The following is a 24,235-nucleotide window of genomic DNA, read 5'->3' as shown; positions in this document are numbered from 1 at the left end:
CTCAGGAGTATAATGTCGTGTTTTCATTGTCGTATTCTCTCAGAATATTAGGTCTCCGACAATACCGGGGCGGTTCAAATGTGTACTAAAGAAGGTTTGGAGTATGTAAAAGGGTGGGAAACTATAAATAGCTATCCTGTAGATAATGACGTAAAAAAAAACCATTTACAAGTCGCTACGGCTGCTTTAAGTTTTCAATTGATGACATGTGCTGAGCCACCAGAACTAGTCATTGCCACTATACAATCCCTCCTTTCGATAAAAAAAGACTGCGATGAAATTATTATTATTGATAATAATAATACTGACACATCCATGTATAAACCATTGGCAGCATTTTGTGCCAGTTTAGATCCTGAGCTACAGGTATATTTTTATCATATTGACGAGGTAGAAGGATTTAAAGCGGGTGCATTAAATTTAGCATTAGGATTAATGAGCCCAGATTGTACGCATATTGTCGTCGTTGATAGTGATTATCAGGCATTGTCACACGCTAGAGTATCGATAGCTGACGCTATCGAAAAGTATCCTGCTCACACTCTACTTCAGTTTCCACAGTTTTACCGTAACGTTGGACAAATAGATATTCATAGCGAATTAAACCACTATTTCAATCAGCACTTGTACCGTCCTTTTAATCGCAAGCGTGCGTTATCAACAGGAACTTATGCGGTGATACGCCGATCAGATCTTTTAAGCTTAGGTGGCTGGTCAGGGGCATCGATTACTGAAGATGCGCAGATGGGTGTTCTGATGCACCAACAAGGTTTGCGTAGTCAATTCATACCCAAAGTGATTGCCACCGGTTTATTACCCAATACGCTGAATGACTTAATGTCCCAACGTCGACGCTGGATCTATGGGAATATGCAAGTAATAAACAACTACTTCTCGATAGCTACGTCCTCAATGCACGAACAATGTGTGGAGAGAAGTCAAACGTCGATTCCTGTTAGCCCTCTTAATGAATCCACTTTCAATAGCACAAAAGCAAAAGGTGTCTGCGAACGCCTAGCCTATGCGCGTGCACACTTTTCTCAACTCAGCGCTTGGGTAAACCTCACTGGTTTCTTTATTTTTCTGCAAATCTGTACACTACTCATTATCTCAAGTACGCTCTTTGCTCCTACACTTTTTGATATTAAAAACGAGTTGTCTCTACTTATGCCTTTATACCTTGTATATGCAAGTTATATGGTTTTTCTTGTTAGGCGTTTATGGGCATACTTACAGGATCAGTCGCCGCTTAATAAGCAAGTGAATAAAAACTATCAATCAACTATGAAAATGCGTTTGAGAGCATGGTTGATGCATTTGAATTTTTGGGAACTTGGGGCGCTATCGTGGTTACCCGTTATATGGGGGAGTGAAAAACCATTTATATGCACGCCAAAGCATGAGCATATTCATACTCGTCACTCTTTATGGCAAGCAAATATAGCAGCATTACCCAAGCTGCTTTTGGTCCTCAATATTATTACAGCGCTTGTAGTAGCGCCTTTCTCCCCTCTTTATGCTCCAGTATTATTTGTCTGTGCTTTGGTGATTTGCCTGTTAAAAATCGCTGCAGCAAAAGTGGCATTTGATAACTTTGCTGTTACAGAGCAAAAACTTAACAGCATTAGTATCAAGTCTAAACCTGCGGTCGCGCAGGCTAGAAAACAAAACAAACCGCTAAGACCGTCTAAGATTGAAACGGTATTTGAAAACAAAAAAATTACTAATTCTTGATCTTAAACATGATCTATTTTTGAAAACCGATGTTATAGAAATATTTTTAATAATTTGTGTGTATAAAAACCTGTCGTTCTTGCCAATTTAAAATAATCGCTATTCTTATTTGAGGTTTATATGTCTTTCGCTCTTTCTGTTGGCTATGTAAGCTCTATTGATGCTAATAATAAACGCTCTATCGTAATAACCAATAAACCATTGCGTATAGCAATCATTGCACACTGTTTATATCCTATTGCTCAGCCTTACGCAGGTGGACTTGAGATGATTACGCAACTCATCTGTGATGAGCTTGTTGCTCAAGGTCATGAGGTACTGCTTTATGCCAGCAAAGACAGTCGAACGCAAGCAACCTTAGTTCCAATGCTAACCCGAGCTGAGTTTGATGCAACTGTCTATGATAATGAACATGAAGCGCTAGGCATGAGCCGAGAGGAGATGTACCAGTACTTGGTCTATCAACGTGTACTGCGCGACATTATTGAACGTGATGCACGCAGTGAAATTGATATCGTGCATAATCACAGTCTACACCATATACCGATGATGACAGGTCAAGCGTTTGGTGCTCGATTTTTCACTACTTTTCATACGCCTATTTTTCCGCAGTTGCGTCTGGCGCTTCTGACGTTACGTCATGGGACAAGCACCCAGTTTACCGCCATCAGCAAACACCAACAGCGGCTTTTTTCTGAGTTCGTTCCCTCACATGTCGTTTATAACGGCATCGATGTTGAATCCTTTATAGCTAATACTGAGCCTACGGATAGTTTAATTAGGGAGCATGGCGAGGTTTATTTTTGGTACGGACGTATCTGTCCCGAAAAAGGCACGCATTTGGCCATGCATTATTGTATGGCAGCTGGAAAAAAACTCATTATTGCCGGACCTAAAAGTAATGAAGAGTACTTTGATCAACAGGTGGCACCTCTACTATCTCAAGACGGTCAAAATGGTCAGAAAAAGCTGTTTGATTACGTCGGTCATGTGATTAAGGAAGATGTAAATCATTATTTACACCGAGCAACTGCCATGCTATTTACCAGCACTTGGGATGAGCCTTATGGACTGACACTAGCTGAAAGCTTGGCGTGTGGCACACCGGTGATTGGTTTTGATGTGGGTGCAAGCGCTGAAATCGTCACGCCTAGTACAGGTATTATCGTTGCTAAGGAAGATAAAGAGGCGTTTATAAAGGCTTTTTCTGAGATTAAACACATATCACGTCAGGCTTGCCGCGAACGTGCTTTACAGTTTTGCTCAGTATCAGCGATGGTAGAAGGATATCTTGCACTATATAAAGCGGCAGTAAGAGAAAGACAGGCAAAAAAGAGCTTTGATAATTCACGAAATGAACATCTGGCACAGAGTTCATTTACCCGTAATGATAAGTTAAATTCGTCAACGAGTTCAAATCTTAAATTAAACCATACTTCAAGCGATCGCTCCATCATTATGAACCTTGAGGACCATTGAATATGCGTCTTGGCTACTACGCACATCATCACGGCTCAGGACACTGCCGTCAAATTGATAAACTTGCGGCGCTATTACCGGTGGATGCAAAAAGACAGTTAATAGTATTTACGAGCTTAAGCCGAGATGATTATAATTTTACCGCTGTTGATGAAACACAAATTGTAAGGCTGCAAGCAGAAGATGAGTGTGCAGATGATGTGCTAAAAGGGCGCGCAGGAGAACATTGGCAACCAGACAGCCTCCATTACTCGCCTGTCGGTAATAGCAATATTCAAAAGCGCAGCCATCAAATACTAGATACAATTTATCAGTGTAAAATTGATTTGATGATTATTGATGTGAGTGTTGAAGTGGCGATGCTTTGCCGCGCTGCCAGTATTCCTTATCTTTATATCAGACTTCCTGGTATTCGTGATGATACCCCGCATCTCAATGCCTTTGCTGGCGCTCTTGCCTTACTAGCCCCTTATCCTCGTCTACTAGAGGCTACTATGACACCTGAATGGGTAGGTAAAAAAACGCTATACCTTGATTTTATTAATACTGCGCAGCAAAAAGAGCTAACTTATCATGAGTTCATAAAAATACTAGAGAAGTTAAATACTTTAAATCTAAAAGACTGGGAAGAAGATGCGCCTACTATCATTACCGTTATTAAGGGCTACGGCGGACATGAGGCCATTGACATGAAATTACCGGAGTTGCGCCGCCTATTACCCAACGCCTTTATCATATCACTTGGTCCTATAAACGATGACATGCGATGCCACGTTGATATTGCTGCGCAAATAAATGATGTCACACCGTTTATACAACATAGTGATTATCTACTGATGGCCTGTGGTTTGAACGCAGTTGCGCAAGCCTATGATTATGGTACGACACTCGTGGTTTTGCCTGATGACCGTCCGCATCAAGAGCAAGAAGTGATGGCGCAAGCATTAATAAACCAAGAACGCGCATTGAGCTGGCAGCAATTTAAAACCTTGCTGTCTCATAAACAAACTCATACTAACCCGAATGGACAATCGGCAAATAAAGTACAGCCCAAGTCAGTGTCAAAGTCTAGTAACGCATATCGCAACAAAGACTGTTTAACTGGTGCCCAAGAATTTATGGATAGTACGACTGAATATCCAACGACCAAAGCTTGGTTCGAAAAGTGGTTACTTCCCAAACTTGAGTTAAATCCTGACTACTAATAACTTCAACAATAATAAACAAACTCTCAATAATATTAAACGCATTATAAAAAACAAAATGATAAAGAGGCTGTGACGACTGATGAGCATAAAATCCATGTCTACTGCTAAAGATGGTACTGACCATGTGCCAGTAACGGTTATCACCACCTGTTACGGCCGCAATAGCCATCTTTATAATCTACTTAGCAGCCTTATGAACGGTAGCGTAAAGCCAGATGAGGTCATTATTGTCAATGACGATGCAGACTCCAAACGTTTGGCTGAATTTTCTTTAAATATCTTAAAAATTCCTACCACCATTGAAGCAGCGGTCAATATATCAAATAAAGCTGGTTTTGATATTGGGCACAATCGTAATATCGGCGCGGCGCATGCTACTCATGACACACTCATTTTTTTAGATGTTGATTGTATAGTAGCACCGACGTTTATTGAGCAATTAATCGCTAAATTACAACGATATCCTGATGCCTTACTAATGGGCCAACCGCGCTATCTCACGCGACCTTTGTCAGATATGGAAAGCTTAAAGTTAGAAAATCGTTCACTAACCACCTGCTTTTTAAATAAACTGTCTGTTTATAACCCTTATCGTTATAATTTTAATGAGGCCGACTACATTGCCACATCAATAAAGCAGACGGTTATTGAGCAGACCGATGACTACGGTGCGTTTTGGAGTTTATGCTTTGCTATTAAACGCCAACAGTTTGAGCATATAGGTGGGTTTGATACTCAATACATCGGTTATGGCGCCGAAGATACTGATTTTGCTTTTACTGCGCGAAAATTAGATATCGACTTTTATCTCACGGCTGACATTGTTTACCATCAGCAGCATAGCGTCTATCGGCCACCTCTTAATCATCTAGATAGCATTGTCATCAATGCCAATCGTTTTTATGAGAAATGGCAGCACTGGCCAATGGAGGGGTGGCTTAAGCAATTTTCAAATATAGGACTTATTTGTTGGACAGTGGTACAGTCGACGCCGATAGTTGTGTTACGAAAACCTAGCGCTCATGAGATAGAGCAAGCACACTGCCCTAATGCACCCTATGTTTAAATTTTTAGTTAATGCTCAATACTGACGAATAACCTCTACTTTTTGCGGCGGCGCACTCATTTCGCGGCGCTCAAAACCCCAGTTATGCCCGTGCCAAAAATGGGCAGTTTTATCATTATCATTAAAACCTATCATTAATAGTTGTAGTGGCAGATCTGATTCTTGCACCAACTGTAGATGTTCTCGAGCGGCTAATAGCAATCGATATAACAAAAACCCGGACGACGGTGCTGACGAATGAATATCGCCAAAGTAAGGGTAATCAGCAACGACCGGATGACACTCGGACAGTACTCTATGGTAGCTATCGTTCTGTAATAACTCTTCCACCACTGGTGGAATAATGAGTATTCGGTCAGAAGTAATAGGATCATCGTCAGGGTTTGGATCATCACTTGGTAACGGAAACTGGTAAGGCTGATTGCTCAGCAATATACCTAATGGTGCAGCCTTTGCCATTCTCTTCATTACTGCTACGTTATTACTTCTAGGTGGCAAGCCAAAATGCAGTTTACTGTCGCCAATCTGCCGAAAAAATAATAATTTAGGCAATTTACTAGTTAACGGATGGTTAGCAAAAAAATCGGCGTGTATGAAATAATTAAACAATACTAAAACATCATCAGGTTCCAACAGCTGCTCAAGTTGCGTGGTGCTAATAGACGGATTATTGGCGATAAATACTATTCTATTTTTTTGCTCTAGGGCATTTTGAATGTTAAGTGGCAAACTTGCAAAGGCAGCTTCTTCTTTACTTATTTTATTAGACACGCATTCACTCCCACCTGATAACGAAATACTTTTTCAAGTATTGAATCATAATTTTTAACTATACCAACTTGTTTAATAGACTTTGATACAATCTTATTTATACTCATTGACGAACAGATTACATACTAAAAATATGAGTATTAAAATAATTGGTGGTGTGTCAAAAAGTATGCTGATTAAAATTTGAACAATTTTTGAAGCCTTGAAAGCCCTATAGAATCAGAGAACTTAGCATAGATTTCTTATGGACTTCTATCGCCAGCATACTTTTTAGAACACCACCAAATAATTCTTGTGATCAAAATGATATATTTAGACAGCAAAATCACTGATTTGAAGACACGAAAGTATTGTTAAACCTATTAACATGGAATTTTCCTAGAAAGCTGCATACCGCTTTTTACTGCCTGACGGGAGAATAAGCAATAACTAATCAAGAAAAAATAAAAAATCCAATGCTAGGCATTTTATTTAAACACCTAACATTGGATCACTGAGCCTAATCTTATAAATCACCAATCTACTTTCTTTTTATCTTTATTCACGGCAACTTATTAATTTTTTCTTATTGATTAGCACTCAGCGTGTTAAAGCCATTTAATTTTAAAAAATACTTGTGAACTATATAGACAGCGTACTTGTATAGGTTGCGCCGTCTTTTTATAATCATTTAGAATGCTACTGCACACCGTCTGCCGCTGTTTAATCTAAGTTTGGATTCTCGTCAGTATGATTGTCTGGCTCATCATTACCCATACTATATGTAGACCCTGACTGATTCATTATGCCTGTTCCATCACTAGAATTAGCAGTAGAGTCTGTAACAGTATCCACATTAGTATCGTTTGTCGGTGACAGCGTACCCTCTTGAGAGGCTGCATCTTCAACTTCTGAACCTTGAGTGGTTCCTATGGCGTCGCCTGATTGAGTACTAGCGTCCTCTTTTTTACTACCACAAGCACTTATGCTCATAATAGCGGCTAAGGACGCCATAAGAAGACCTGTACGTCATGATACGTTTAATTCTATTATCTTCATCTCAACGTCCTTAAGTAAAATTAAAGTAAAGTGCTAATTAGCCTCGTAGTTGGTCGAGCATACTTTGGTATTTATCTTTTTTATCAGTAATTTTACTACGTTCGTCTGTGGCATTGGGCACTGGCTCTTTAGAGTCTTCTGCGTTCTTATCAAAGGTTTTTAGCTCAGCCTCTGCAGCGTCCAGAAGCCTATTAAGCATCATAGCAACCGCTTTTTCAGAAACTTCGTGCGTCATACTAAAGGCTTCAGAGGTAAAATCATCTTTAAGCTTAGACGCCCATTGATAGATATTAGCTATTGTTGCACTGTGCTTGTCATCTTGATCAGATTTACTAGATGTCTCTTTGTCATTGGAATCAGATTTCCCCTCTTTATCAGAGATAAAATCATCCTTAAGTTTAGACGCCCATTGATAGATATTGGCTATCGTCATACCATGCTTATCATCTGTGTTAGATTCATCGTCTTTGTTAGAGTCATCGTCTTTGGTAGGGTCATTGTCTTTGGCAGAGTCATCGTCTTTGGTAGGGTCATCGTCTTTGGTAGAGTCAGCCTGTTTTTCCGCATTGTAATCTTCAAAGTCACCGTCTTCATACATTACCGTATCGCCTTTTAAGACCTCAACACCCGTTACTCCATCATTTGAAGGCGCTTCTGTTGTATTCTCAAGAGACTCTAAAGCATTCTTGATATTATCGTTACTAGTAGGCTTATCTGACATGATTTATAATCCTTATTGTTGAAGTATATTTACACTCAATGATAAGTCAGCGCAATCTTATATTGCGTATCTTAATGTAGATTGTTTTGTTCTAAATTGTTTAAAAATGCTGCAAAACCTCCATCCGCTCGAGCTTGCAACCGACTACTGGTCATCACGCGAACGCGATTGCTCCAAGTAATGGCATAGCTTTGAGCTTCAAATTTTCCGACCAAATCTACATCTTCATGACAAGGTAAAGAGGAGAAGCCACCAACAGCCAAATAAGCCTCACTGCTAAAACTTAAATTTGCTCCATGGATATGATGATGTCCCATTTTATCTTGGTAATGAGCAATATAATCTTCACGAGTTTGCGCGGTTAAATGTGCCCAGCTATCAACGTCTACCACCCCGCAAATCATATCTGTCGGTTGGTGGCTAATATGTTCAATCTGCTGTGCTAGCCAATCCACAGTTACCACTGAGTCAGCGTCTGTACAGGTAAGCCATATTGCCCCATTTGCGATCGCATGACGAATACCAATGTCTCTTACTTGTCCCACACATTGATAATCACAGCATAGGTAATCAACGCCCGCGGCTTTAACAATGGACTGCGTATCATCGGTGCAGCTATCCAGCACCACTAGCGGATACGCTTTGATTGTTGATGGTAATTGCTTGATAGCAGATTGTACTGATGCCAAGCATTTGGCGATAGTCATCGCCTCGTTATGAGCAGGAATCACAATACCGATTTTCATATCAGTTTTTCTTGCATAGCTACCGAACTTTGGCAACGCTGCCAGACGTCTAGTAAAAAATCGCTGTCTACCATTTGGCTTTGATGAGTGAATGCAACCTGATGCTTGTCATTACTTGTAAGGTTAAAAGCATGGTGCAGGCGCTGATGCACGGTCTCACCTGTCATGGTAAATCCATCGATAGCATAACGCCAATGACAACACAGTAACGTACCGCCTATAGCAAGGTTTTGCTCAGTCCAAGCGATCACTGTGTCAATATCATTGGGTGGTAAATAATATAAAATCTCGCTGATGACAATTAAATCAAAGGGTGACTTGTTAGTAGACGTACTGCCTGATAAAGGATAAGCCTCTATAACGGCATCTTTTAAAGTCAATAATTTATTAGGAATCACACCCTGAATGACCTTAACATGAGACACTTTTGCCAAGCGCGCTTTAGCAAGTTGCACTGCCCGTTGATTACCATCGATACTCACTAATGCCAGGCAACGTTGAGCCAATAACTCACTAAGCACGCCGTTTCCGCAGCCCAATTCAATAGCATTGTTATATTGAGATTGTGGCAGTATCGCCAGGCAAATATCACGTTTGCGTTTTTCATACCAACGAGTTTGATACTGCCATGGATCGGTATTATCCTTATATAACGCGTCAAAATACGATTCGGAATAGCCACCATATTGGTTCACGTCAGCTAAGCTATTTTTAGAGGTATGATTCATACAAATAAACCTCCCAAGGTTGGCTGATTCTAGCAATCGTTTGCGCGGATAAAATGGGAGGGTTTCCCGTACTTTCATCCGCAGTAATTTGACTTTTAAAACAGGCAATGGCCTCTATTTTACGTTGTAGTTGCTCAGGGGTTAAATCTACTCTGATAGCATGGTGCCAAGGGATACGATTATCAGCAGGTTTTGCCCAATGCCATGCCCAAATTAATACTTGATAACAAGCTAAATGATACTGCTTGGCAAATGAGGCAACCACTAGCCCGGTTGCTTCATGATCGGGATGACCGTCGCGCATAAAAGGCGTTATTAAAACATCGTTAGGCTGGATAATAGAGGTTAATCTTTGCTGAAACTGATCTTGTTGGCTAAAGACATTACCATCTGTTAAGTCTAAAGCAATAGTCGTAACCTGGTGAGCAATGCCTAATACTTCCAGGGCTTTAACACTTTCTTGTGGTCGGATAGTATCAAGGCTTTCTTGAGAATAAATTTGCGAGTTCGGATGACTTTGTGTGCCATTGGTCACGTGAATAAGAACAATAGGATTGCCATTCGCGGCCAGTTGTTGCAACAGACCGCCACAGCCTAGCACTTCGTCATCAGGATGCGGGGCGAAGATGCAGACTCTTTGATTTGGGGCAAAGCTTTTTGCAATATCAAATCGAGGCAAATCTTGCAACCCTACCCAATTTTGCCAAGCTTCTTGACTGGTGCCATCGCCTTCAATAACACGATTACCCACAATCGGATGGTTGCTTTTAAGCCTTTCAGCATGCGTGACGGCGACGTCTTTTTTTATACGTTTTATAGCCTCTTTAGATATTATAGGTGCCATATATTGTTCTGCCCATTGGATAAGTCATTGGATAAGTCATTGGATAAAGCGCCAGCTAACTCGCCGATTTTTTGCATATCAAAAGCGCCATGGCTTTGGCGGATAAACACGGGCAGATCCGCTGACAATCTTGCAAAATGGGCATGGCGGCAAAATGGCGCTGCTCCCAATGCCTGTCCGATAACCTCCATTACTTGGCGAGCGACTTTTTCAACCTGTAATCTTAACTGACGAATAGCAAGCTCATGGCTGAGCTGTGGCTGACTATCTATTAAATCAGCCACATAATGAAAATACTGCTGAGTGACTGCCAATGCCGTACTAATTTGACCCAAATACATGGCTTTATAATCGTTTGGTTTCTGCTGATAGGCGCTGATTAAATAGTCTGCTAGATAAGCGGTTGCCCCATACCAACAAGCAGCAACCCCTGCTGCCCCATGCCAAAATCCTACCCGTTCTAGATAGGCATTGGCTGTCCCAACTTGAGCGGCTGCTACTTCATGAAACTGTAATATCGCTGTATCAGTGGCTTGCATCCCTACCGCTTGCCATTGTTCGTTATCAATCTCAATACCTGATTGGCTCATATCTACGACAAGCAATTGCGCGTGGCCATTAGCATTACGATACGTTATGAGTCCATGATCTACCATATTGGCCCCTGAGCACCACGCTTTGATACCGCTGACTTTTCCTTGCTCATAACGTATAGGATTACCTTCTGCTCCCCAAACAGCCCATAACCCTTGATTCGCTTTAGTATAGCCTATCTCATGTAAAATGCTTAGAGCGTCTAAATGCGACTCAAACCATTTTGCAATCGTTAAATCAATCCCTGCTACATAAGCCAAAATTTGCCAACGGCTCAACGTACCTGAGACTTCTCCATTTACAGGGCTAGCACCACTTGCAGGATGCGGGATTTTATCGCTATAGGTGATTAAGGTTTTTAAAATATCATGACGTAAGGCATCAGTTAAGCTAAGCGTACTAGTAGCTTGATTATCAACCCGTAAGATATTTTCTATACTGGCTTTCATCTCTGATAATAAAGAATTTTTTGCATTTAGCAGTAACATGAGGCCTCCTAATTATTCTTATGAGTCAGACATTTGGGCTGTAACAGATTGCGAAATATCTGTTTGATGCCCTTTTACATCATACAAATCATTTAAAAAATTCTGCTGCCAAACCTGTAAGTCATTTTGTTGTAGTCCTTGCAGTAATGACTGATAGCGCGACTGCCGCTCATCTAACGGCATTCTCAAAGCAATCCCTAAACCCTCTGTCATACTTTTTGGCTGGTATGGATCTATAATGACCGCGGCTTGCATTTGCTCAGCTGCCCCAGCATAACGTGAGAGCAATAACACGCCAGGATCGTCAGGATTTTGAGCCGCAATATACTCTTTGGCAACTAAGTTCATACCATCTTTAAGCGAATTAACCCAACCGATATCACTCTGCCAAAACATTGTCATTAGTGTCTCGTGGCTTATGACGCTTTCGCAGTAGTTGATAGCTTGCCAACTACTCATAATATTCTCATTTTCAGAAATATCATTTCTACACTTACTGAATAAGAACTGCTGATTAACATCATTAATAGCAGTTTTCACATCATTATAGAGGTGTTGATAAGCAGTCAAATCTAAGCGACTAGGACAGGCAATTTGTAATAACGTCAGCTGATTCTGGTATAGAGGATTTTGCTGTAAAAAATCGCGGTATGCTGAAAAACGCTTTAACAACCCCTTTGAGTAATCGATTCTGTCCACCGCAATAATTTTTTGGGCAGCAGGTTTTATGGTCTTTTTATTCTGATTGGCTTTGTCATATTGCGAGGATAAGTGGCTAATTTTCTGCTGTATTCTTGTCACATTTATGCCGATTGGATAAGCATCAATCCGCAAATAGTGAGGATGATTTAGACCTAAGTTAAGCATAATTTGCGTATTTTTTGACTGAGTAAAGGTGCTAAAACCTTGCGTGGCATATAAGACGTTTACTAGCGAATCTTTTAAATAATAATGACATACAGCAAAGCAATTGGCTCTACCTTGCTGAGTTTGTGTACCAAGCACGTCGTAATGAGCAAGATGCCTAATGAGCTCACCGCTTTTATCAAGTGATTGCCAGAAAGGTAATGAGACAAAGGGGATGTGGAAAAAAAAGCCGATACGATTGCAAATACCCAGCTGCCTACAATGATATGCCACACTTAAAAAATGATAATCATGCACCCAAATCACATCATCAGGCTCAATAACCTTCTTTAATTGCTTAGCAAAGAGGTGGTTTACCGTTTGATAGCCTGCGTAATCCTCTGGCGCTTGACTAATTAAATCAACTCGCTCGTGCAATAATGGCCACAGTACATTGTTGGCAAAGCCGCAGTAAAACTGCTGATACTGCTCAGTGGTAAGTGCAGTGGTCATATAAATGATGAATGTATTGGCACACGGCGCGTCAGCGTCTGCTAAAGCAGTTTGTTTGATACTACTAAATTCATTAGTATAATCATCGTTATAGCGCTCGATAATTCTACCATTCCAGCCCATCCAAACGACTGATTTTCCGTTTAATACGTCTTGCAGTGCTATTGCAAGTCCACCTGCCATTGGGTTGTTATCAGGCATTTTAACCCGATTAGACAAGACGATTAAGCGGCTCATACCACGTGTCTCACTTTCACCGTTTCTTTTACTAACGCATTATGTTGTTGGCAGAAGCTTAAAAAGCTATCTAGTAAAACAGTCACCTCATGAGTGTCATGGACGTAGTAATTGGCATGAGTAGGCTCACAACCGACCTTAATTCCCATCCCTTTTATTAACTGTGGTTCGTCTTCTAGCGATTTACTTTCACCTTGTACAGCCATAAATCCTGCTTCATCCGTAATATCATCACCGATGAAAATAGGAAAAACACTCTTATTACTCTGCACTTTTTTTAGTAAAGCTAGAATGGCGCTACCTTTATTTGCTCCTTTTGGCACCACCTCCCAAACATATTTACCGGATTTTAATGTCCAGTTATCATGACTTTTTAAGGTTTGTACCATGATGGTATAAGCCGCATCAGCTAAAGCAGGGTTTTTCCGGAAATGGAGGGCGACAGAATAGGGTTTGTTTTCTACGATGAAGTCATCAAAGGGAATGCAAGATTGGATAATAGATTCTGTTATTACAGCAAGTTCTATAATATTAACAGATACAACGTTTGTCTCATTATGGTCACTGCTGTCATCAAACGCTATTTCTAGTCCATGCGTTGCTGCGATCGGTAATGTTAAAGGAGACAGCATTTGTCTTGCTTCAGCCAAACTGCGTCCTGTCACAGCAGCAATTTTTACACCATAGGTTTGTATTTTTTGTAGAAGAGTTAAGGTTGACGTTGGGATAACGCTGTCCTTAGGATTCAATGTGAAATCGGCTAATGTGCCATCTATATCTAGAAACAAACAATAGCCTTGCTGATGGGATAAATAGTCAGCAAAGTTTTTTGGTGGAATATAGATAGGTCGCCCATTTATGCTGGGGCTTTTTGCTGAAGTCACGTTTCTTCCTTGTTAGTAAGAGACCATCTTGCGCTGAGACCACCTAAATATGAAACATTCTACCTGTTAAGAGTTGCTGTATTTCTAATATATGCCTATAGGGATGATATTCTTAAAAAGTTGAATCTAATAAGAAGTTTGCCATAACCCAAGTAAAAATCTAGTGACCAGAGTGTGCTGTTTAACGTGAGTTCTGTAACTCCTTAAACACGGTTGCCACTTATAAAAGACCGCTATACATGGTATGGGATTCAATGGCACTTAGCTTCTTGCGTAGTGCGCTCATTTGTAATTCGAAGTTCTTGTAATACTTTACCTTGTCTTTCTCTTTTTCCTCTAAGCTTTTTTGATAAGTAAAATCATCCAATAGCATTAAACAATTTGTAATTAACTTGAGATTATTTAATGATAGATCCTCATATCTACCCAAATCATGTGACTTGATTTTTGAGCGTAATTCAGTTTACCGTAATCTTGATAAGGGTCTGATAGCTGATGGGGCTTATTTTTAATTAATGGACTGCTTTCAAATTCTTTAGTATTTATCTGATTTTTCATTATATAAACCTAACTGGCTAATATAATAATCATACAGAGACCTATCCTTATCTACAGCATCTAATAGTTTGTATATCTCTTTGTTTGCATTATCTCTATAGAATTCTTCTCCATGTGTACTGACCTCAGAACTATAGCCAGCTAGATCAATAGGTAATTTATATACATTAACTTTATTACCATCGTAGTCATAGTTTAAATTACCATTCAGTTCGTCGCTTAAATCATCTAATAAAATAAGTATTTCTGTCAAGGATATTAATTTTAAATGATATTTTGCTATTAAATAAACAACTTGATAATAATATTTTTTTATACCACATGCTTTTATAATCTCTATATTAAAATCATAATATGGATTTTCACCTTGATAATCTATTTGTATGATATTAAGATATTTCTCATTACCAATTATACTTTCTAACATCTCGTCATTCTTATATACAAATAATTCAAGGTTTTTAACATTTAAATCTTTACAAAGATAACCTGACAGTATAAAGCTTGCTTCTAAGTGCGTTTTTTTCATTATAAACTCCTACCTCTTTGTAAACTTAAGTTCAACATTTTTCTTGTTAGATTCGCTATGGAAATAATGTATAGTTACTTCTCTTTTTCTGCCTTTAGCGGTGCATTCACGTACATGCTCTTTCTTGATCCATGGTCCAGGTCCATAATGGGCTATTAATCTAGGTTCATCACTCATTTGCAGACGAAAACTCTAACCACAAATCTGTTTCTGCGTTCACTGTTTGTATGAATGCAATGATCGCTACTGACACTACGGCAGCCAATCCGATATATGTTTTTTTATTCATATACCTTTCCTTATTTAGCAACCAATTTAGGGTGCACTAATCCATTAAAAAAGCCAAATTTCTTAAGTATTTGGCTTTTGATAAATCATCAAATATACTACTATAGGACTAAGAATAAGGATTATTTGGCAGCTCATTCTCCCATCTGTACTCTTCTTTTAATTTAACATTGCCTTCTTTATCTATACGTATATCTAAACTTAAAGTTCTATCTTTTAGATTCGGAAATAGACTGGGATAATATATACCCCAGCCAATTGGTATAGCAATACCCATAGGATTACCCTTAGGCGTTTTGCCTTCATATTTCTTTAAAGTACTTTTGACATCGACAGTATAGGTTTGCCATGCAGAGGCAGGTAATTGCGCGATGGCTTGGTTCCTGTTTTTATTACCAAGCGCTATCCATTCAGTTCTAGACACAACTTGACCATCTATAGTTATATAGTTTACTGCTGATACATCGCTATCTTCAACATTGACTTGAATTTGTTTCCCTTGAAATCGTTTAGTATCTTCTTCATCATCAAACCAAACGGCATAAGTGATAGTGAATTTATCAGGAGCCTTACCTTCAAATACACAGCTTACCCCGACGAAATACTCAGCATTATTATCTTCGTATGGATGTCTCGGCTTGCATTTCTTAAATATGCTCGTATTTTTAATGACTATTAAAGAATCTTCCCCATCTACACTTATACCTTCTACATTAGTTGATGCGCAGGCCGTTAAGGTTATACTGCTTAACAGTAAAAGGCTGAATCGCTTTATAAGCTGAATATGCTGCCTAATTATTTGATAAATTGTTACTAGTGCCGATTGCATAGCTTTTATCCTTTAGCCATTGAACGTATGAGTTTATTCTTATTTTCTCTGCCTTACTGGTGTTATATAAAATAGTATCGTTTGCTTTCAGCGCTTTATATTCTTTTCGATATTGCTGTTTAGACTTACCAAGACAAACCAGCTGACCACTGTTACAAGACTTCGCTGTCGCCATTGCTTCTGAAATTACTTTTATCTCTTGAAATTTTTTCTCACCCGCTGCTTGGAAACCTAGTGTATTTACCCAGTTTAATTTTAGATGGGACTGAGTAAAAAACTGGCTAGGTACTTTGACGCTTTGCTCTGCCCATAGAAACTCTCTTGAAAGATCAAACTGAGCTATATCTACCTTAATTCCCAATACTTTCAATGCAGCAACGCTATCATGAACGATAGGGTTGGTCACTTTCTGATAGGCACTAGGTACAGTAAAGTCAACTCCAGCATTTTTTGCTTCATTGATTAACCATATCAGAGCAACATCAGATAAGTCGCCTTATGATAACGAAAGTGATTATATCGCGCATGTTGAAACCGTCTGTGAGAAGTATAAAATAAGCCCTCAATTACTGTTCAAGACAATCGGTGAATGTTTTGCTTATTCAGATGATGTGCGATGCGAATACTGTGGTTATGTGTGCCCTTTACAAATACCAGCAGACATTCCGTATATGCGTTCAAAAGACAGTTGGTGCTGTGAGGTATGTAAGCATGCTGTATGGCGGGAACATAATCATAGATAAGTCGTTCAAATTTCAAAGCCAGACAGCTTAGGTTGTCTGGCTTTTTTCACCTTGATAAATACAAGGTTTCGAAATTAATTAGGATTAATTAACTTACATTACAAGTTATCTTTTTGCCTTTGCTATTGGTGTCCCAGCCATATTTATTAATAAACTGACCCAATTTATTTTTTTCAGGAGTGACTATAGACATAGTGTAACCTTGGGTTTGAAATGTGCTTGTTACCACATAGCTCTCAATCTGAGAGCTGGCTAAATATAAGTCATTTTTAGCAGGAGAGAGTGAGGCGATATTTTTTGGCATCATATAAGCTTGTTGAAAGTCTACTGATGCACCTGTTTCATAGCTATGGCCTTCACCGTCATCATCTCTGTCGCTAGTAGAGACATCTTTAAAATTACAGTTACTTTTTAATGGCATATTACCTTTTAGTTTATCCAGTCTAACGAATTTTGAGCTCTGGGTATTGCCCGCTCCCCATGTACGAGATTCTATTACTGCAACTTCTGGACGCTCTTTACTACCGTAAAAAGTAATCGTAGTTTGTGGGTTATCTTCACGAATAGTTTGCGTCATTGTATAACGATTTTTATTTTCGCTATCCCGTTCTAATTTTCCCATATTTGGCAAATTAGCAAAATTTTTCCACGTCCAAGTATTGTTACGCATTTTTTCGACGGTTGGTATCACTGGGCGTGTATCAAAAACTTCAGAAAAATTACTCGCAAAGCTTAACGTCGGTACCAAAAATAGTGATGCCAGTAGGTATTTATTCATAATTGTATCTCGATTATTTTAAAAAATTTATTGAGCTGATAAGATTTTACTTAAAAACGCTAATATTGCTTGCTGAAAGTAACCCTCTTGACGACGTTAAGAGGGTTATTCGATGAGTATGAGGCTTAATAAGTGCAAGTAACCGTCCTTTTTTCTGAATAGAATATGTAAGTCATTACTTTTAAAATATAAACTTACCTATCCTTGCTCATAATATTAAAAGAACATTTATCACTATTTAAAAGTACAAGTAACATCATCGTTATTGTTATCAACACTTTGTAGTTCTAGGTTTACATGCTCATACACAGGTTTAAAAAACTCCTCTAAACTTTTCGCAATACCAAATTCCCTATCGGAGCCAGAATTACCAGACATTTCTGCATCATAAATATACAAGGGTTGAAATCCTTTCTTTTCCCATTTATAGAATTTTTGAGTAAAAAGCGAATCAACATCACAGTTAGACGGAATGCGAGTTAAATCTTTTTGATTAAAGAAATCATTAAGCTCGTAAATACCTCCAAGAGAGCTGTCATCCATAACACCCTGACTTGAACCTAGAGTAATAATATTTGGCCGGCTCTTATTACCATATGCTGACATCGAACTTGTTTCGTTCAATCTAGCGTTGATAGAATAGTTTGGATCTTCAGGCTCATACTCATTTTTAACAGGGGTTTTCTCAAGCCACTCTTTCGCATAGGGTATCGCCGCTAGTTTATTCCATGTCCAATTTTCATTAGGTTTTAAAGCGAGATAATCAGTTATGGCGATGAATTGTGGGGCACCAGAACTTTTCGCTTCTGAAGCTTCACTCTCTACTTCGGTATCTTCATCCGTGAGTTGGTCATAACGATCACCTACCCCATCTGGACATGGAGTTTCAGCACCCTTTTTGTCGATACAAAATTTCCGACCTCCTTGCTCATTAACAAGAGCAATGCCGTTATTAAAATCTATGATGCCTTCACTATCATCCCAATAAGCCTTGATAAACTGCATTGGAATTACAAGCTTACCTGTCTTATCAATGTATCCGTATTTAAGGTTGTCACTGTCTTCTTCATAGTTAAATACAGCAGCTAATCCATCTGAGAAATCATTGACTGTTTCATACTTTAAATTTATTGGGATAACTGCTGTGTTCTTAGTATCAACATAACCCCATTTACTGTCCTTCTTAACAGCGATGAGCGACTCACTTAAGTTGCCCATACTTTCATACATAAAGGGTATGACCACCTCATTCTTTTTATTAATCAGTCCGTATTTACTTTCATAATCTTCCGTATCTTTAGGTGGACGAGCTGCGGTGGCGAATCCATCATGGAAATCGGCTAAAGCTTGGTATTCAAACGGGATAACGGTTTTACCCTGTTTATCAATAGCACCATACAAACCTTCAGTACTCACAATAGCAAGTCCGTCAGAGAAACTGCTTGCCCACTCGTATTTTGGCTCTATGACTACCTTACCCTTAGTGTCAACAAAACCATATTTATCGTTTTTACTGACAGCAGCTAAGCCTTCTGAAAAGTCATTGAACTCTAACGATTCTCCACCCTCTCCTGCCACTATCGCATCAAACTCAAACGGAATAATTAATTGTCCGTCTTTATCGATATAGCCTACTCTATTGGTTTTTTCATATTCATCATTACTCTGCTTAATGACCCCTGCAAGCCCATCTCTTAAGCAACCGACTAGGTCATAGCCCTCTACATCAGGTATAACGCACTTTTCTTCTTTTTTATCACTTTCAACTTCTGCAGTATCAACTGCCTTTTTTTCACTTACTGACGATGGCGTCACTTCAGCATTATTTTTGTCACTACATCCTGATAGGGCGAGAACGCTAAAAACTAAGGGTAGATAGATAGGTTTCAATGCAACAGTCCTTGTTAAGTGGGGATATTTAGAAGTTTGAGGTTGATATAAATATTTGATAATAATTTCTGAGATTGTGATTAATAGTCTTTCCAGTTGTCAAAGTTATAAACTCCTGAAGTCATATAACTATCACTTTTAGATTTAGCAGTATGCAAAGGCTGACTTGACGTACAGCCTTTGATCTATAAGATGTATATAAAAATGAACCTAATACTCTCTTACCAAGCCTTGTTCAGACTTATCGTATTTAAAGCAAAAAGGCTCATTCATATAACCTGAAGACATTCTATAGGCATCAATATCACCAGAGAAACAAAAACGATTGGATTTAAGATTGAAGTCGTAATGTATAGTATCGCCTTTATTATTCACGGCTACCGCCTTTCCTTCACCGTCAGTTGCAGCTGATAACGCATAGCCAAAAGGCACGACTCTTTTCTTAGCAGGATCAATAACAACCAATCGATATAGTGTCTTCATATAACCTTTGGCATTAGTCTCAAAGACATAAATAATCTTATTACCATCGAAGTTAGGCTTGCGCTCTTTTATCACCTTTGCGTAGCTTTTTAAGCGGCTATCGGTACAAAACTCTTCATCCTCATAATCAAATTCACATTCAACCACTGTCACACCGTATTTCGTTTTAGGTGCTGCATTGGAAGTAGAGGATAGACCCAAAATAACTAAAGATGCCGCGAACATCAGACTCGTTTTTTTTAACATAATAACCTTTCTCTTAATTTAGATTAGGTGGTTCTACAAACCTTTATAGAATCACTGATAGTTTTGCGGATAACGTTCTTGGTCCATCTCACTCCAGTCTGCATAAGTCTTTTTAGAGAGTACCTTACCTTGGCGATCTAAGGTATATCGCGTGATACTGTCATAACCACCGTTATATGCATTAGCGCCTTTAGTGTTCAAATTATAAACATCTAACTTTCCATCTTCATAGCGCCCACCATCGACGTCTTCAGCATCTCCCATTGGCTCAATATAAGCCCTATCGTATTTAGGCGGTATAACCACCTTGCCAGTTTTATCTATAACACCCCATTTGCCGTTGTTATATGCTCCAACTTTTACAGCAGCCAGTCCTTCAGAGAACTCCATGGCTTCATCCCATTTAGCAGGAATTGCTATATTGCCAGACTTATCAACGAAGCCAATCTTACCCTCATCATCACCTTGCATTGAGGTGTTATACTTAGCCAAACCTTCATAGTAATCATCTAACCAGTTAAATTTAAAAGGTACTACGGTCTTACCAGTTTTATCAATGACACCGTATTTATCGTTTTTACTGACGACTACCCTACCGTCACTGAAATCGCCTGCCGTTTGGTAAGTATAAGGTATGACCATTTTACCCGTTTTATTCATATAGCCGTATTTACCGTTTTTATAGACGGCAACCAAACCTTCTTTAAAGTCACGATAGTCAATAATCACCCCATAAAAAAGTGGCGCTTCATGCTCAATCGGTATGACCAATTTGCCAGCTTCATTGATATAGCCTTGCATGTATAAGTAGTCTTCATAATCCTCAGCGCCATCGTAACCTTTAACTGTACCCATTTTCATTAATGAGACACGCGCCATGCCATCAGAAAAATCACCGCAACCATAATATTTTGCAGCTACAACAACCTTCCCGTTATCATTTTTATAGCCACATTTAACATCATTGTTATTCTCTACCTCAAAACTCTGTAATGCAGCTACAGCAGGTAATGTGAAAAATACGCCACAGAGGCCCAAAGCCAGTGTCGTTTTTTTATTATATATTTTCATCTCAATCTCGATTATAAGGTGTGGAAGCGATATAGCATTGATAAAAACTGGCCTATGCAACACTGCTAATAAGGGTATTAAATTTAGGCAACAATAGTAATCAACTTTTATTCATATATCAATATATATGTTATTTATTACCTAAGCCTTAAGCTATCTTTTAGATAAAAGCTATAGATGCAAAAAAAGCCAGGCAACTCAAGTTACCTGGCTTTTTTATACAGTATCTCTTGTTTAAATCGAAACTATCAGTCGTAACTATCAATTCGTATGGATCGTCATTTTTATAATTCTTTTATACCATCAACAAGACCGAAAATCGGTTTCTAAAGCGGGTGAATGAGCCTTACTCATTGAGTTTTTGATAATACTCACAACCATCTTGATAGCCTTTATCACAAGATTTACTAAACCACTCTTTTGCAGACACGATGTTCTGTTTTACGCCTTCTCCTTTGGCTTACATTACACCAAGATTGCGTTGAGCGATAGCATGCCCTTGATTGATTGGCTGATTTTTGAGTCCATTCAAACGCTTTAGTATTATCTTGAGGGATGCCTTTGCCTTCGGCATATATCACTCCAAGGCTATATTGAGCGGCAGCACCACCTTGATTGGCTGCCTTATTAAGCCACTCAACTGCTTTTGCATCACTCTGAGTGATGCCTTTGCCTTTAAGATACATATCTCCAATTTTTGATTGATATAAACCAATATAGTCAATCCACAATAAAACTGGAACAGCCCATATCATGAAACAGTTTAGGTAGATTATTCTCCATCCAACCTTGGCGTAGAAACTTAGCTTGAGCCCACTTCTTTTCGATAGGGTTCAGCTCAGGGCTATGAGGTGGTAGAAATAACAAACGGTGACCATGCCTATTAAGCAATCTTTGAACACGTTTGTGAAAGCTGGCGTTATCCATGACAATGACGCATTTGGTTTTAAGGCATGGAATCAGTGTATTTTTGCACCAGTCATAGAATATATTGCCGTTAATATTCTGCTCAAAGTAATCAAGTGCAAACAGCATCTTTTCATACAGAGCCCCAATAACGTTGGTACGCTTTTTAGCTTGCCAGTTGTAGCGATCGATGCAAGGTTTACCTATCGGCGCATAGCCGTAAGGGCGAATAGTCTCAGCCTCAAAGCCGCTTTCATCCATATAAACGATGGGATAGCCTTGAGTCATATAATTATTTAAATGATTGAGATACTTAGCTCTTTTTATCAAACAGGCTTTTGGATGTTCTAAGATCTTTTTTTTGACTGATGCTAAGACGTTTTAATGCAGCTTCAATACCTGACTTACTACAGCCTAAACGCTGTGCTCGCTCGTACATATAATCGTCTGGATGCTGCTCAACATCTTTCAATAAGGCTTCATTTGATATTTTAGTCGGTGCTTTATTTCTGGTGGTTTTAGGAGCTAAGCTCTGCTGCCAGCTGTGAATCGAGCTTGTGCTAAGCTGATAAAAGTTAGCTGCTTCTCGAATGGTCATGCCGTCTTTAATGCTACGCAGTACTTGTTTGCGAAAGTCGATTGAATAGGTCATCGTTTATTTCATTAAATGAATTGGTTATAAATATTGTATCGGTTTTATCTAAGATTGACTATATTTTAATAATTAGTTTTAGAAAAATTATTTAATTTAATTGATGTAGAATTAAACAAATGTACTTACCGTACTATAATTTCTATTTTCTGTACTGGCTCCTTATTAAAAAAGGAATTTTTATGAAAAAGCTTGCGGCTTGTCTTTGTTTTGCCTTGGCTTGTATCTCTACCTCTCATGCTGAAACCATCGCTGGTTACAGCTTTGAAAAATACCCTGCTAAAATTTATAACGGTAAACAAGCGCCCTTAAAATTAGGTGACTGGAGATCTTTTCGTACTCGTCTAAAAGCAGCTCATAAAGATGGTGAAATTAACTTCGCCGGTAACTATATCGTAACGACCTGGGGCTGTGGTACAAGCTGTGTGTCAGGGGCTATGATTGATAAACGTACTGGCAAAGTATACGATATCCCACTGGGTGAAACTGAGGATAGTGTCACCCCTTATGAAAGTGGCACAGAATGCTTCGCAGACGGAGCGGAACTCGATGACAACGAGCGTTTGGCTTTCTATCCTAATAGCCGCTTATTTATCAGCCGCAATTGTGAAGGCGAGAAAGTGAACGAAACCACCGGTAAACAACTTATCACCTATTATGTCAACATTTGGAATGAAAAGACCAAGACATTCAAGCTAAAAAAGGTTCAGCAATCTAAACTCGTTAAAGTGGACTACAGTCAATTTTAAACTAACTTTTCTCCTGTATTTACCTTTTAAAGCCAAGTTTTTAGCCTAAACCTCTGGCGAATCAGTAATCTTCTTTCACTAGTCCGGTTCCCTAGTGAGGACTTGAATACTAGGCTGTAGGGTAATGGTATCAACGTTTTAACTCGCTGAAATAGTCACAGTGTACTTCATGGTGTACAAAGCGTTAGATTATTAAGATCAGCTATCACCAATAATCCTGCTCAGCTTTAGCAAGCCATTCATTAAAATTTTTAAATATCATATGAAAAGGCAAATCAGTAATATCAACTACCATTACTTTTGGATCACCTGAACAATCATCACCATCAAAATAAGCCATCCATTCACTGTTTTGAGCGAATGGAACTAAGTTAAAATCCTTAATTTTATTGTTTCTAAGACTATATGATAGTTTGGATCCTTCAGTTGTAGAGTCTAAGAACCACCATTGAAAATATTCATCAGACTTGACTGCTTCTGTATTTTTTGTCAATTGGATGTAAGCAGCAGGATAAACGAATCCAACTGGTAATATTTTTGATGAATAAGGTTTAAAACTTTTTTGTTTGATCATTACTTTATTATCTCTGGATCATGTTAATCGATGCGCTATACA

At 38.9% G+C, this 24,235-nt stretch carries 25 protein-coding genes; 5 read left to right on the top strand and 20 right to left on the bottom strand.

Going from position 1 to position 24,235, the window contains the following annotated elements:
- Positions 1-78 precede the first annotated feature (78 nt).
- From AC2FA3_RS07870 to AC2FA3_RS07855, 4 genes are all read left to right on the top strand, one after another.
- Positions 79-1,734: a glycosyltransferase family 2 protein gene (locus AC2FA3_RS07870; RefSeq protein ID WP_490509116.1), complete on the top strand. Its 1,656-nt coding sequence runs from the start codon at positions 79-81 to the stop codon at positions 1,732-1,734.
- A 120-nt stretch (positions 1,735-1,854) separates the two neighbouring features.
- Positions 1,855-3,213 carry a glycosyltransferase gene (locus AC2FA3_RS07865; protein WP_490509115.1) on the top strand — a complete coding sequence of 453 codons (1,359 nt, stop codon included), beginning with the start codon at positions 1,855-1,857 and terminating at the stop codon, positions 3,211-3,213.
- 2 nt (positions 3,214-3,215) lie between these two features.
- Positions 3,216-4,418 (top strand): hypothetical protein, encoded by a 1,203-nt coding sequence (locus tag AC2FA3_RS07860; protein ID WP_490509114.1) that lies wholly within the window; start codon positions 3,216-3,218, stop codon positions 4,416-4,418.
- Positions 4,419-4,515: 97 nt separating this feature from the next.
- Positions 4,516-5,487, top strand: a complete 972-nt coding sequence (locus AC2FA3_RS07855; RefSeq protein ID WP_490509113.1) for a glycosyltransferase family 2 protein — start codon at positions 4,516-4,518, stop codon at positions 5,485-5,487.
- Positions 5,488-5,502: 15 nt separating this feature from the next.
- Here AC2FA3_RS07855 and AC2FA3_RS07850 read toward each other — a convergent pair whose 3' ends face one another.
- From AC2FA3_RS07850 to AC2FA3_RS07760, 19 genes are all read right to left on the bottom strand, one after another.
- Entirely contained in the window at positions 5,503-6,258 is a 756-nt protein-coding gene (locus tag AC2FA3_RS07850; protein ID WP_490509112.1) for a hypothetical protein, read from the bottom strand.
- 702 nt (positions 6,259-6,960) lie between these two features.
- Positions 6,961-7,251, bottom strand: coding sequence for a hypothetical protein (locus AC2FA3_RS07845; protein ID WP_201542934.1), 291 nt, complete (start codon positions 7,249-7,251; stop codon positions 6,961-6,963).
- 82 nt (positions 7,252-7,333) lie between these two features.
- Positions 7,334-8,017, bottom strand: coding sequence for a hypothetical protein (locus AC2FA3_RS07840; RefSeq protein WP_490509111.1), 684 nt, complete (start codon positions 8,015-8,017; stop codon positions 7,334-7,336).
- 71 nt (positions 8,018-8,088) lie between these two features.
- Positions 8,089-8,763, bottom strand: coding sequence for a glycosyltransferase family 2 protein (locus AC2FA3_RS07835; protein WP_201542936.1), 675 nt, complete (start codon positions 8,761-8,763; stop codon positions 8,089-8,091).
- The gene (locus tag AC2FA3_RS07830; RefSeq protein WP_201542937.1) at positions 8,760-9,491 is read right to left on the bottom strand and encodes a class I SAM-dependent DNA methyltransferase; all 732 of its coding nucleotides are present in this window, start codon (positions 9,489-9,491) and stop codon (positions 8,760-8,762) included. Before AC2FA3_RS07830 ends, AC2FA3_RS07835 begins: the two co-directional genes overlap by 4 nt.
- Positions 9,475-10,335, bottom strand: a complete 861-nt coding sequence (locus tag AC2FA3_RS07825; RefSeq protein WP_201542938.1) for a PIG-L deacetylase family protein — start codon at positions 10,333-10,335, stop codon at positions 9,475-9,477. The genes AC2FA3_RS07830 and AC2FA3_RS07825 overlap by 17 nt, the downstream gene beginning before the upstream one ends.
- On the bottom strand, positions 10,323-11,417 hold the full coding sequence (locus AC2FA3_RS07820; protein ID WP_490509110.1) for a hypothetical protein: 1,095 nt from the start codon (positions 11,415-11,417) through the stop codon (positions 10,323-10,325). Before AC2FA3_RS07820 ends, AC2FA3_RS07825 begins: the two co-directional genes overlap by 13 nt.
- Positions 11,418-11,435: 18 nt before the next feature.
- The gene (locus AC2FA3_RS07815) at positions 11,436-13,013 is read right to left on the bottom strand and encodes an alpha,alpha-trehalose-phosphate synthase (UDP-forming) (RefSeq protein ID WP_490509109.1); all 1,578 of its coding nucleotides are present in this window, start codon (positions 13,011-13,013) and stop codon (positions 11,436-11,438) included.
- Positions 13,010-13,897 (bottom strand): trehalose-phosphatase, encoded by an 888-nt coding sequence (gene otsB, locus AC2FA3_RS07810; RefSeq protein WP_201613243.1) that lies wholly within the window; start codon positions 13,895-13,897, stop codon positions 13,010-13,012. Before otsB ends, AC2FA3_RS07815 begins: the two co-directional genes overlap by 4 nt.
- Positions 13,898-14,432: 535 nt before the next feature.
- Positions 14,433-14,984 (bottom strand): hypothetical protein, encoded by a 552-nt coding sequence (locus AC2FA3_RS07805; RefSeq protein WP_490509108.1) that lies wholly within the window; start codon positions 14,982-14,984, stop codon positions 14,433-14,435.
- Between the two features lie 397 nt (positions 14,985-15,381).
- Positions 15,382-16,101: a hypothetical protein gene (locus tag AC2FA3_RS07800; RefSeq protein WP_490509107.1), complete on the bottom strand. Its 720-nt coding sequence runs from the start codon at positions 16,099-16,101 to the stop codon at positions 15,382-15,384.
- Positions 16,064-16,507: a hypothetical protein gene (locus tag AC2FA3_RS07795; protein ID WP_490509106.1), complete on the bottom strand. Its 444-nt coding sequence runs from the start codon at positions 16,505-16,507 to the stop codon at positions 16,064-16,066. Before AC2FA3_RS07795 ends, AC2FA3_RS07800 begins: the two co-directional genes overlap by 38 nt.
- Before the next feature lie 425 nt (positions 16,508-16,932).
- Positions 16,933-17,622: a hypothetical protein gene (locus tag AC2FA3_RS07790; RefSeq protein WP_490509105.1), complete on the bottom strand. Its 690-nt coding sequence runs from the start codon at positions 17,620-17,622 to the stop codon at positions 16,933-16,935.
- Between the two features lie 234 nt (positions 17,623-17,856).
- On the bottom strand, positions 17,857-19,512 hold the full coding sequence (locus AC2FA3_RS07785; RefSeq protein WP_490509104.1) for a WG repeat-containing protein: 1,656 nt from the start codon (positions 19,510-19,512) through the stop codon (positions 17,857-17,859).
- A 210-nt stretch (positions 19,513-19,722) separates the two neighbouring features.
- Positions 19,723-20,241, bottom strand: coding sequence for a hypothetical protein (locus AC2FA3_RS07780; RefSeq protein WP_490509103.1), 519 nt, complete (start codon positions 20,239-20,241; stop codon positions 19,723-19,725).
- Between the two features lie 51 nt (positions 20,242-20,292).
- Positions 20,293-21,312: a WG repeat-containing protein gene (locus AC2FA3_RS07775; RefSeq protein WP_490509102.1), complete on the bottom strand. Its 1,020-nt coding sequence runs from the start codon at positions 21,310-21,312 to the stop codon at positions 20,293-20,295.
- 407 nt (positions 21,313-21,719) lie between these two features.
- Positions 21,720-22,067, bottom strand: coding sequence for a tetratricopeptide repeat protein (locus AC2FA3_RS07770; protein WP_490509101.1), 348 nt, complete (start codon positions 22,065-22,067; stop codon positions 21,720-21,722).
- Positions 22,033-22,548 carry an IS630 family transposase gene (locus AC2FA3_RS07765; protein ID WP_490509100.1) on the bottom strand — a complete coding sequence of 172 codons (516 nt, stop codon included), beginning with the start codon at positions 22,546-22,548 and terminating at the stop codon, positions 22,033-22,035. The genes AC2FA3_RS07770 and AC2FA3_RS07765 overlap by 35 nt, the downstream gene beginning before the upstream one ends.
- Positions 22,532-22,870: an IS630 transposase-related protein gene (locus AC2FA3_RS07760; protein WP_490509099.1), complete on the bottom strand. Its 339-nt coding sequence runs from the start codon at positions 22,868-22,870 to the stop codon at positions 22,532-22,534. The genes AC2FA3_RS07765 and AC2FA3_RS07760 overlap by 17 nt, the downstream gene beginning before the upstream one ends.
- A gap of 182 nt (positions 22,871-23,052) precedes the next feature.
- Between AC2FA3_RS07760 and AC2FA3_RS07755 the strand changes: the two genes are divergently transcribed.
- The gene (locus AC2FA3_RS07755; RefSeq protein ID WP_490509098.1) at positions 23,053-23,619 is read left to right on the top strand and encodes a hypothetical protein; all 567 of its coding nucleotides are present in this window, start codon (positions 23,053-23,055) and stop codon (positions 23,617-23,619) included.
- 205 nt (positions 23,620-23,824) lie between these two features.
- Here AC2FA3_RS07755 and AC2FA3_RS07750 read toward each other — a convergent pair whose 3' ends face one another.
- The gene (locus tag AC2FA3_RS07750) at positions 23,825-24,193 is read right to left on the bottom strand and encodes a hypothetical protein (RefSeq protein WP_490509097.1); all 369 of its coding nucleotides are present in this window, start codon (positions 24,191-24,193) and stop codon (positions 23,825-23,827) included.
- Between the last annotated feature and the right edge of the window lie 42 nt (positions 24,194-24,235).

The organism is Janibacter sp. CoH_79_TC_3 (assembly GCF_058197955.1).
This window is presented reverse-complemented; position numbering and strand designations above follow the sequence as displayed.

What these genes read in the sequence shown, in the direction of transcription:
- AC2FA3_RS07870 (WP_490509116.1), top strand. Translation starts at nt 79, where the DNA reads ATGTGTACTAAAGAAGGTTTGGAGTATGTAAAAGGGTGGGAAACTATA.
- AC2FA3_RS07865 (WP_490509115.1), top strand. Translation starts at nt 1,855, where the DNA reads ATGTCTTTCGCTCTTTCTGTTGGCTATGTAAGCTCTATTGATGCTAAT.
- AC2FA3_RS07860 (WP_490509114.1), top strand. Translation starts at nt 3,216, where the DNA reads ATGCGTCTTGGCTACTACGCACATCATCACGGCTCAGGACACTGCCGT.
- AC2FA3_RS07855 (WP_490509113.1), top strand. Translation starts at nt 4,516, where the DNA reads ATGTCTACTGCTAAAGATGGTACTGACCATGTGCCAGTAACGGTTATC.
- AC2FA3_RS07845 (WP_201542934.1), bottom strand. Translation starts at nt 7,251, where the DNA reads ATGGCGTCCTTAGCCGCTATTATGAGCATAAGTGCTTGTGGTAGTAAA.
- AC2FA3_RS07840 (WP_490509111.1), bottom strand. Translation starts at nt 8,017, where the DNA reads ATGTCAGATAAGCCTACTAGTAACGATAATATCAAGAATGCTTTAGAG.
- AC2FA3_RS07835 (WP_201542936.1), bottom strand. Translation starts at nt 8,763, where the DNA reads ATGAAAATCGGTATTGTGATTCCTGCTCATAACGAGGCGATGACTATC.
- AC2FA3_RS07830 (WP_201542937.1), bottom strand. Translation starts at nt 9,491, where the DNA reads ATGAATCATACCTCTAAAAATAGCTTAGCTGACGTGAACCAATATGGT.
- AC2FA3_RS07825 (WP_201542938.1), bottom strand. Translation starts at nt 10,335, where the DNA reads ATGGCACCTATAATATCTAAAGAGGCTATAAAACGTATAAAAAAAGAC.
- AC2FA3_RS07820 (WP_490509110.1), bottom strand. Translation starts at nt 11,417, where the DNA reads ATGTTACTGCTAAATGCAAAAAATTCTTTATTATCAGAGATGAAAGCC.
- AC2FA3_RS07815 (WP_490509109.1), bottom strand. Translation starts at nt 13,013, where the DNA reads ATGAGCCGCTTAATCGTCTTGTCTAATCGGGTTAAAATGCCTGATAAC.
- AC2FA3_RS07805 (WP_490509108.1), bottom strand. Translation starts at nt 14,984, where the DNA reads ATGAAAAAAACGCACTTAGAAGCAAGCTTTATACTGTCAGGTTATCTT.
- AC2FA3_RS07800 (WP_490509107.1), bottom strand. Translation starts at nt 16,101, where the DNA reads ATGCAATCGGCACTAGTAACAATTTATCAAATAATTAGGCAGCATATT.
- AC2FA3_RS07790 (WP_490509105.1), bottom strand. Translation starts at nt 17,622, where the DNA reads ATGAATAAATACCTACTGGCATCACTATTTTTGGTACCGACGTTAAGC.
- AC2FA3_RS07780 (WP_490509103.1), bottom strand. Translation starts at nt 20,241, where the DNA reads ATGTTAAAAAAAACGAGTCTGATGTTCGCGGCATCTTTAGTTATTTTG.
- AC2FA3_RS07775 (WP_490509102.1), bottom strand. Translation starts at nt 21,312, where the DNA reads ATGAAAATATATAATAAAAAAACGACACTGGCTTTGGGCCTCTGTGGC.
- AC2FA3_RS07770 (WP_490509101.1), bottom strand. Translation starts at nt 22,067, where the DNA reads ATGATATGGGCTGTTCCAGTTTTATTGTGGATTGACTATATTGGTTTA.
- AC2FA3_RS07760 (WP_490509099.1), bottom strand. Translation starts at nt 22,870, where the DNA reads ATGACCTATTCAATCGACTTTCGCAAACAAGTACTGCGTAGCATTAAA.
- AC2FA3_RS07755 (WP_490509098.1), top strand. Translation starts at nt 23,053, where the DNA reads ATGAAAAAGCTTGCGGCTTGTCTTTGTTTTGCCTTGGCTTGTATCTCT.
- AC2FA3_RS07750 (WP_490509097.1), bottom strand. Translation starts at nt 24,193, where the DNA reads ATGATCAAACAAAAAAGTTTTAAACCTTATTCATCAAAAATATTACCA.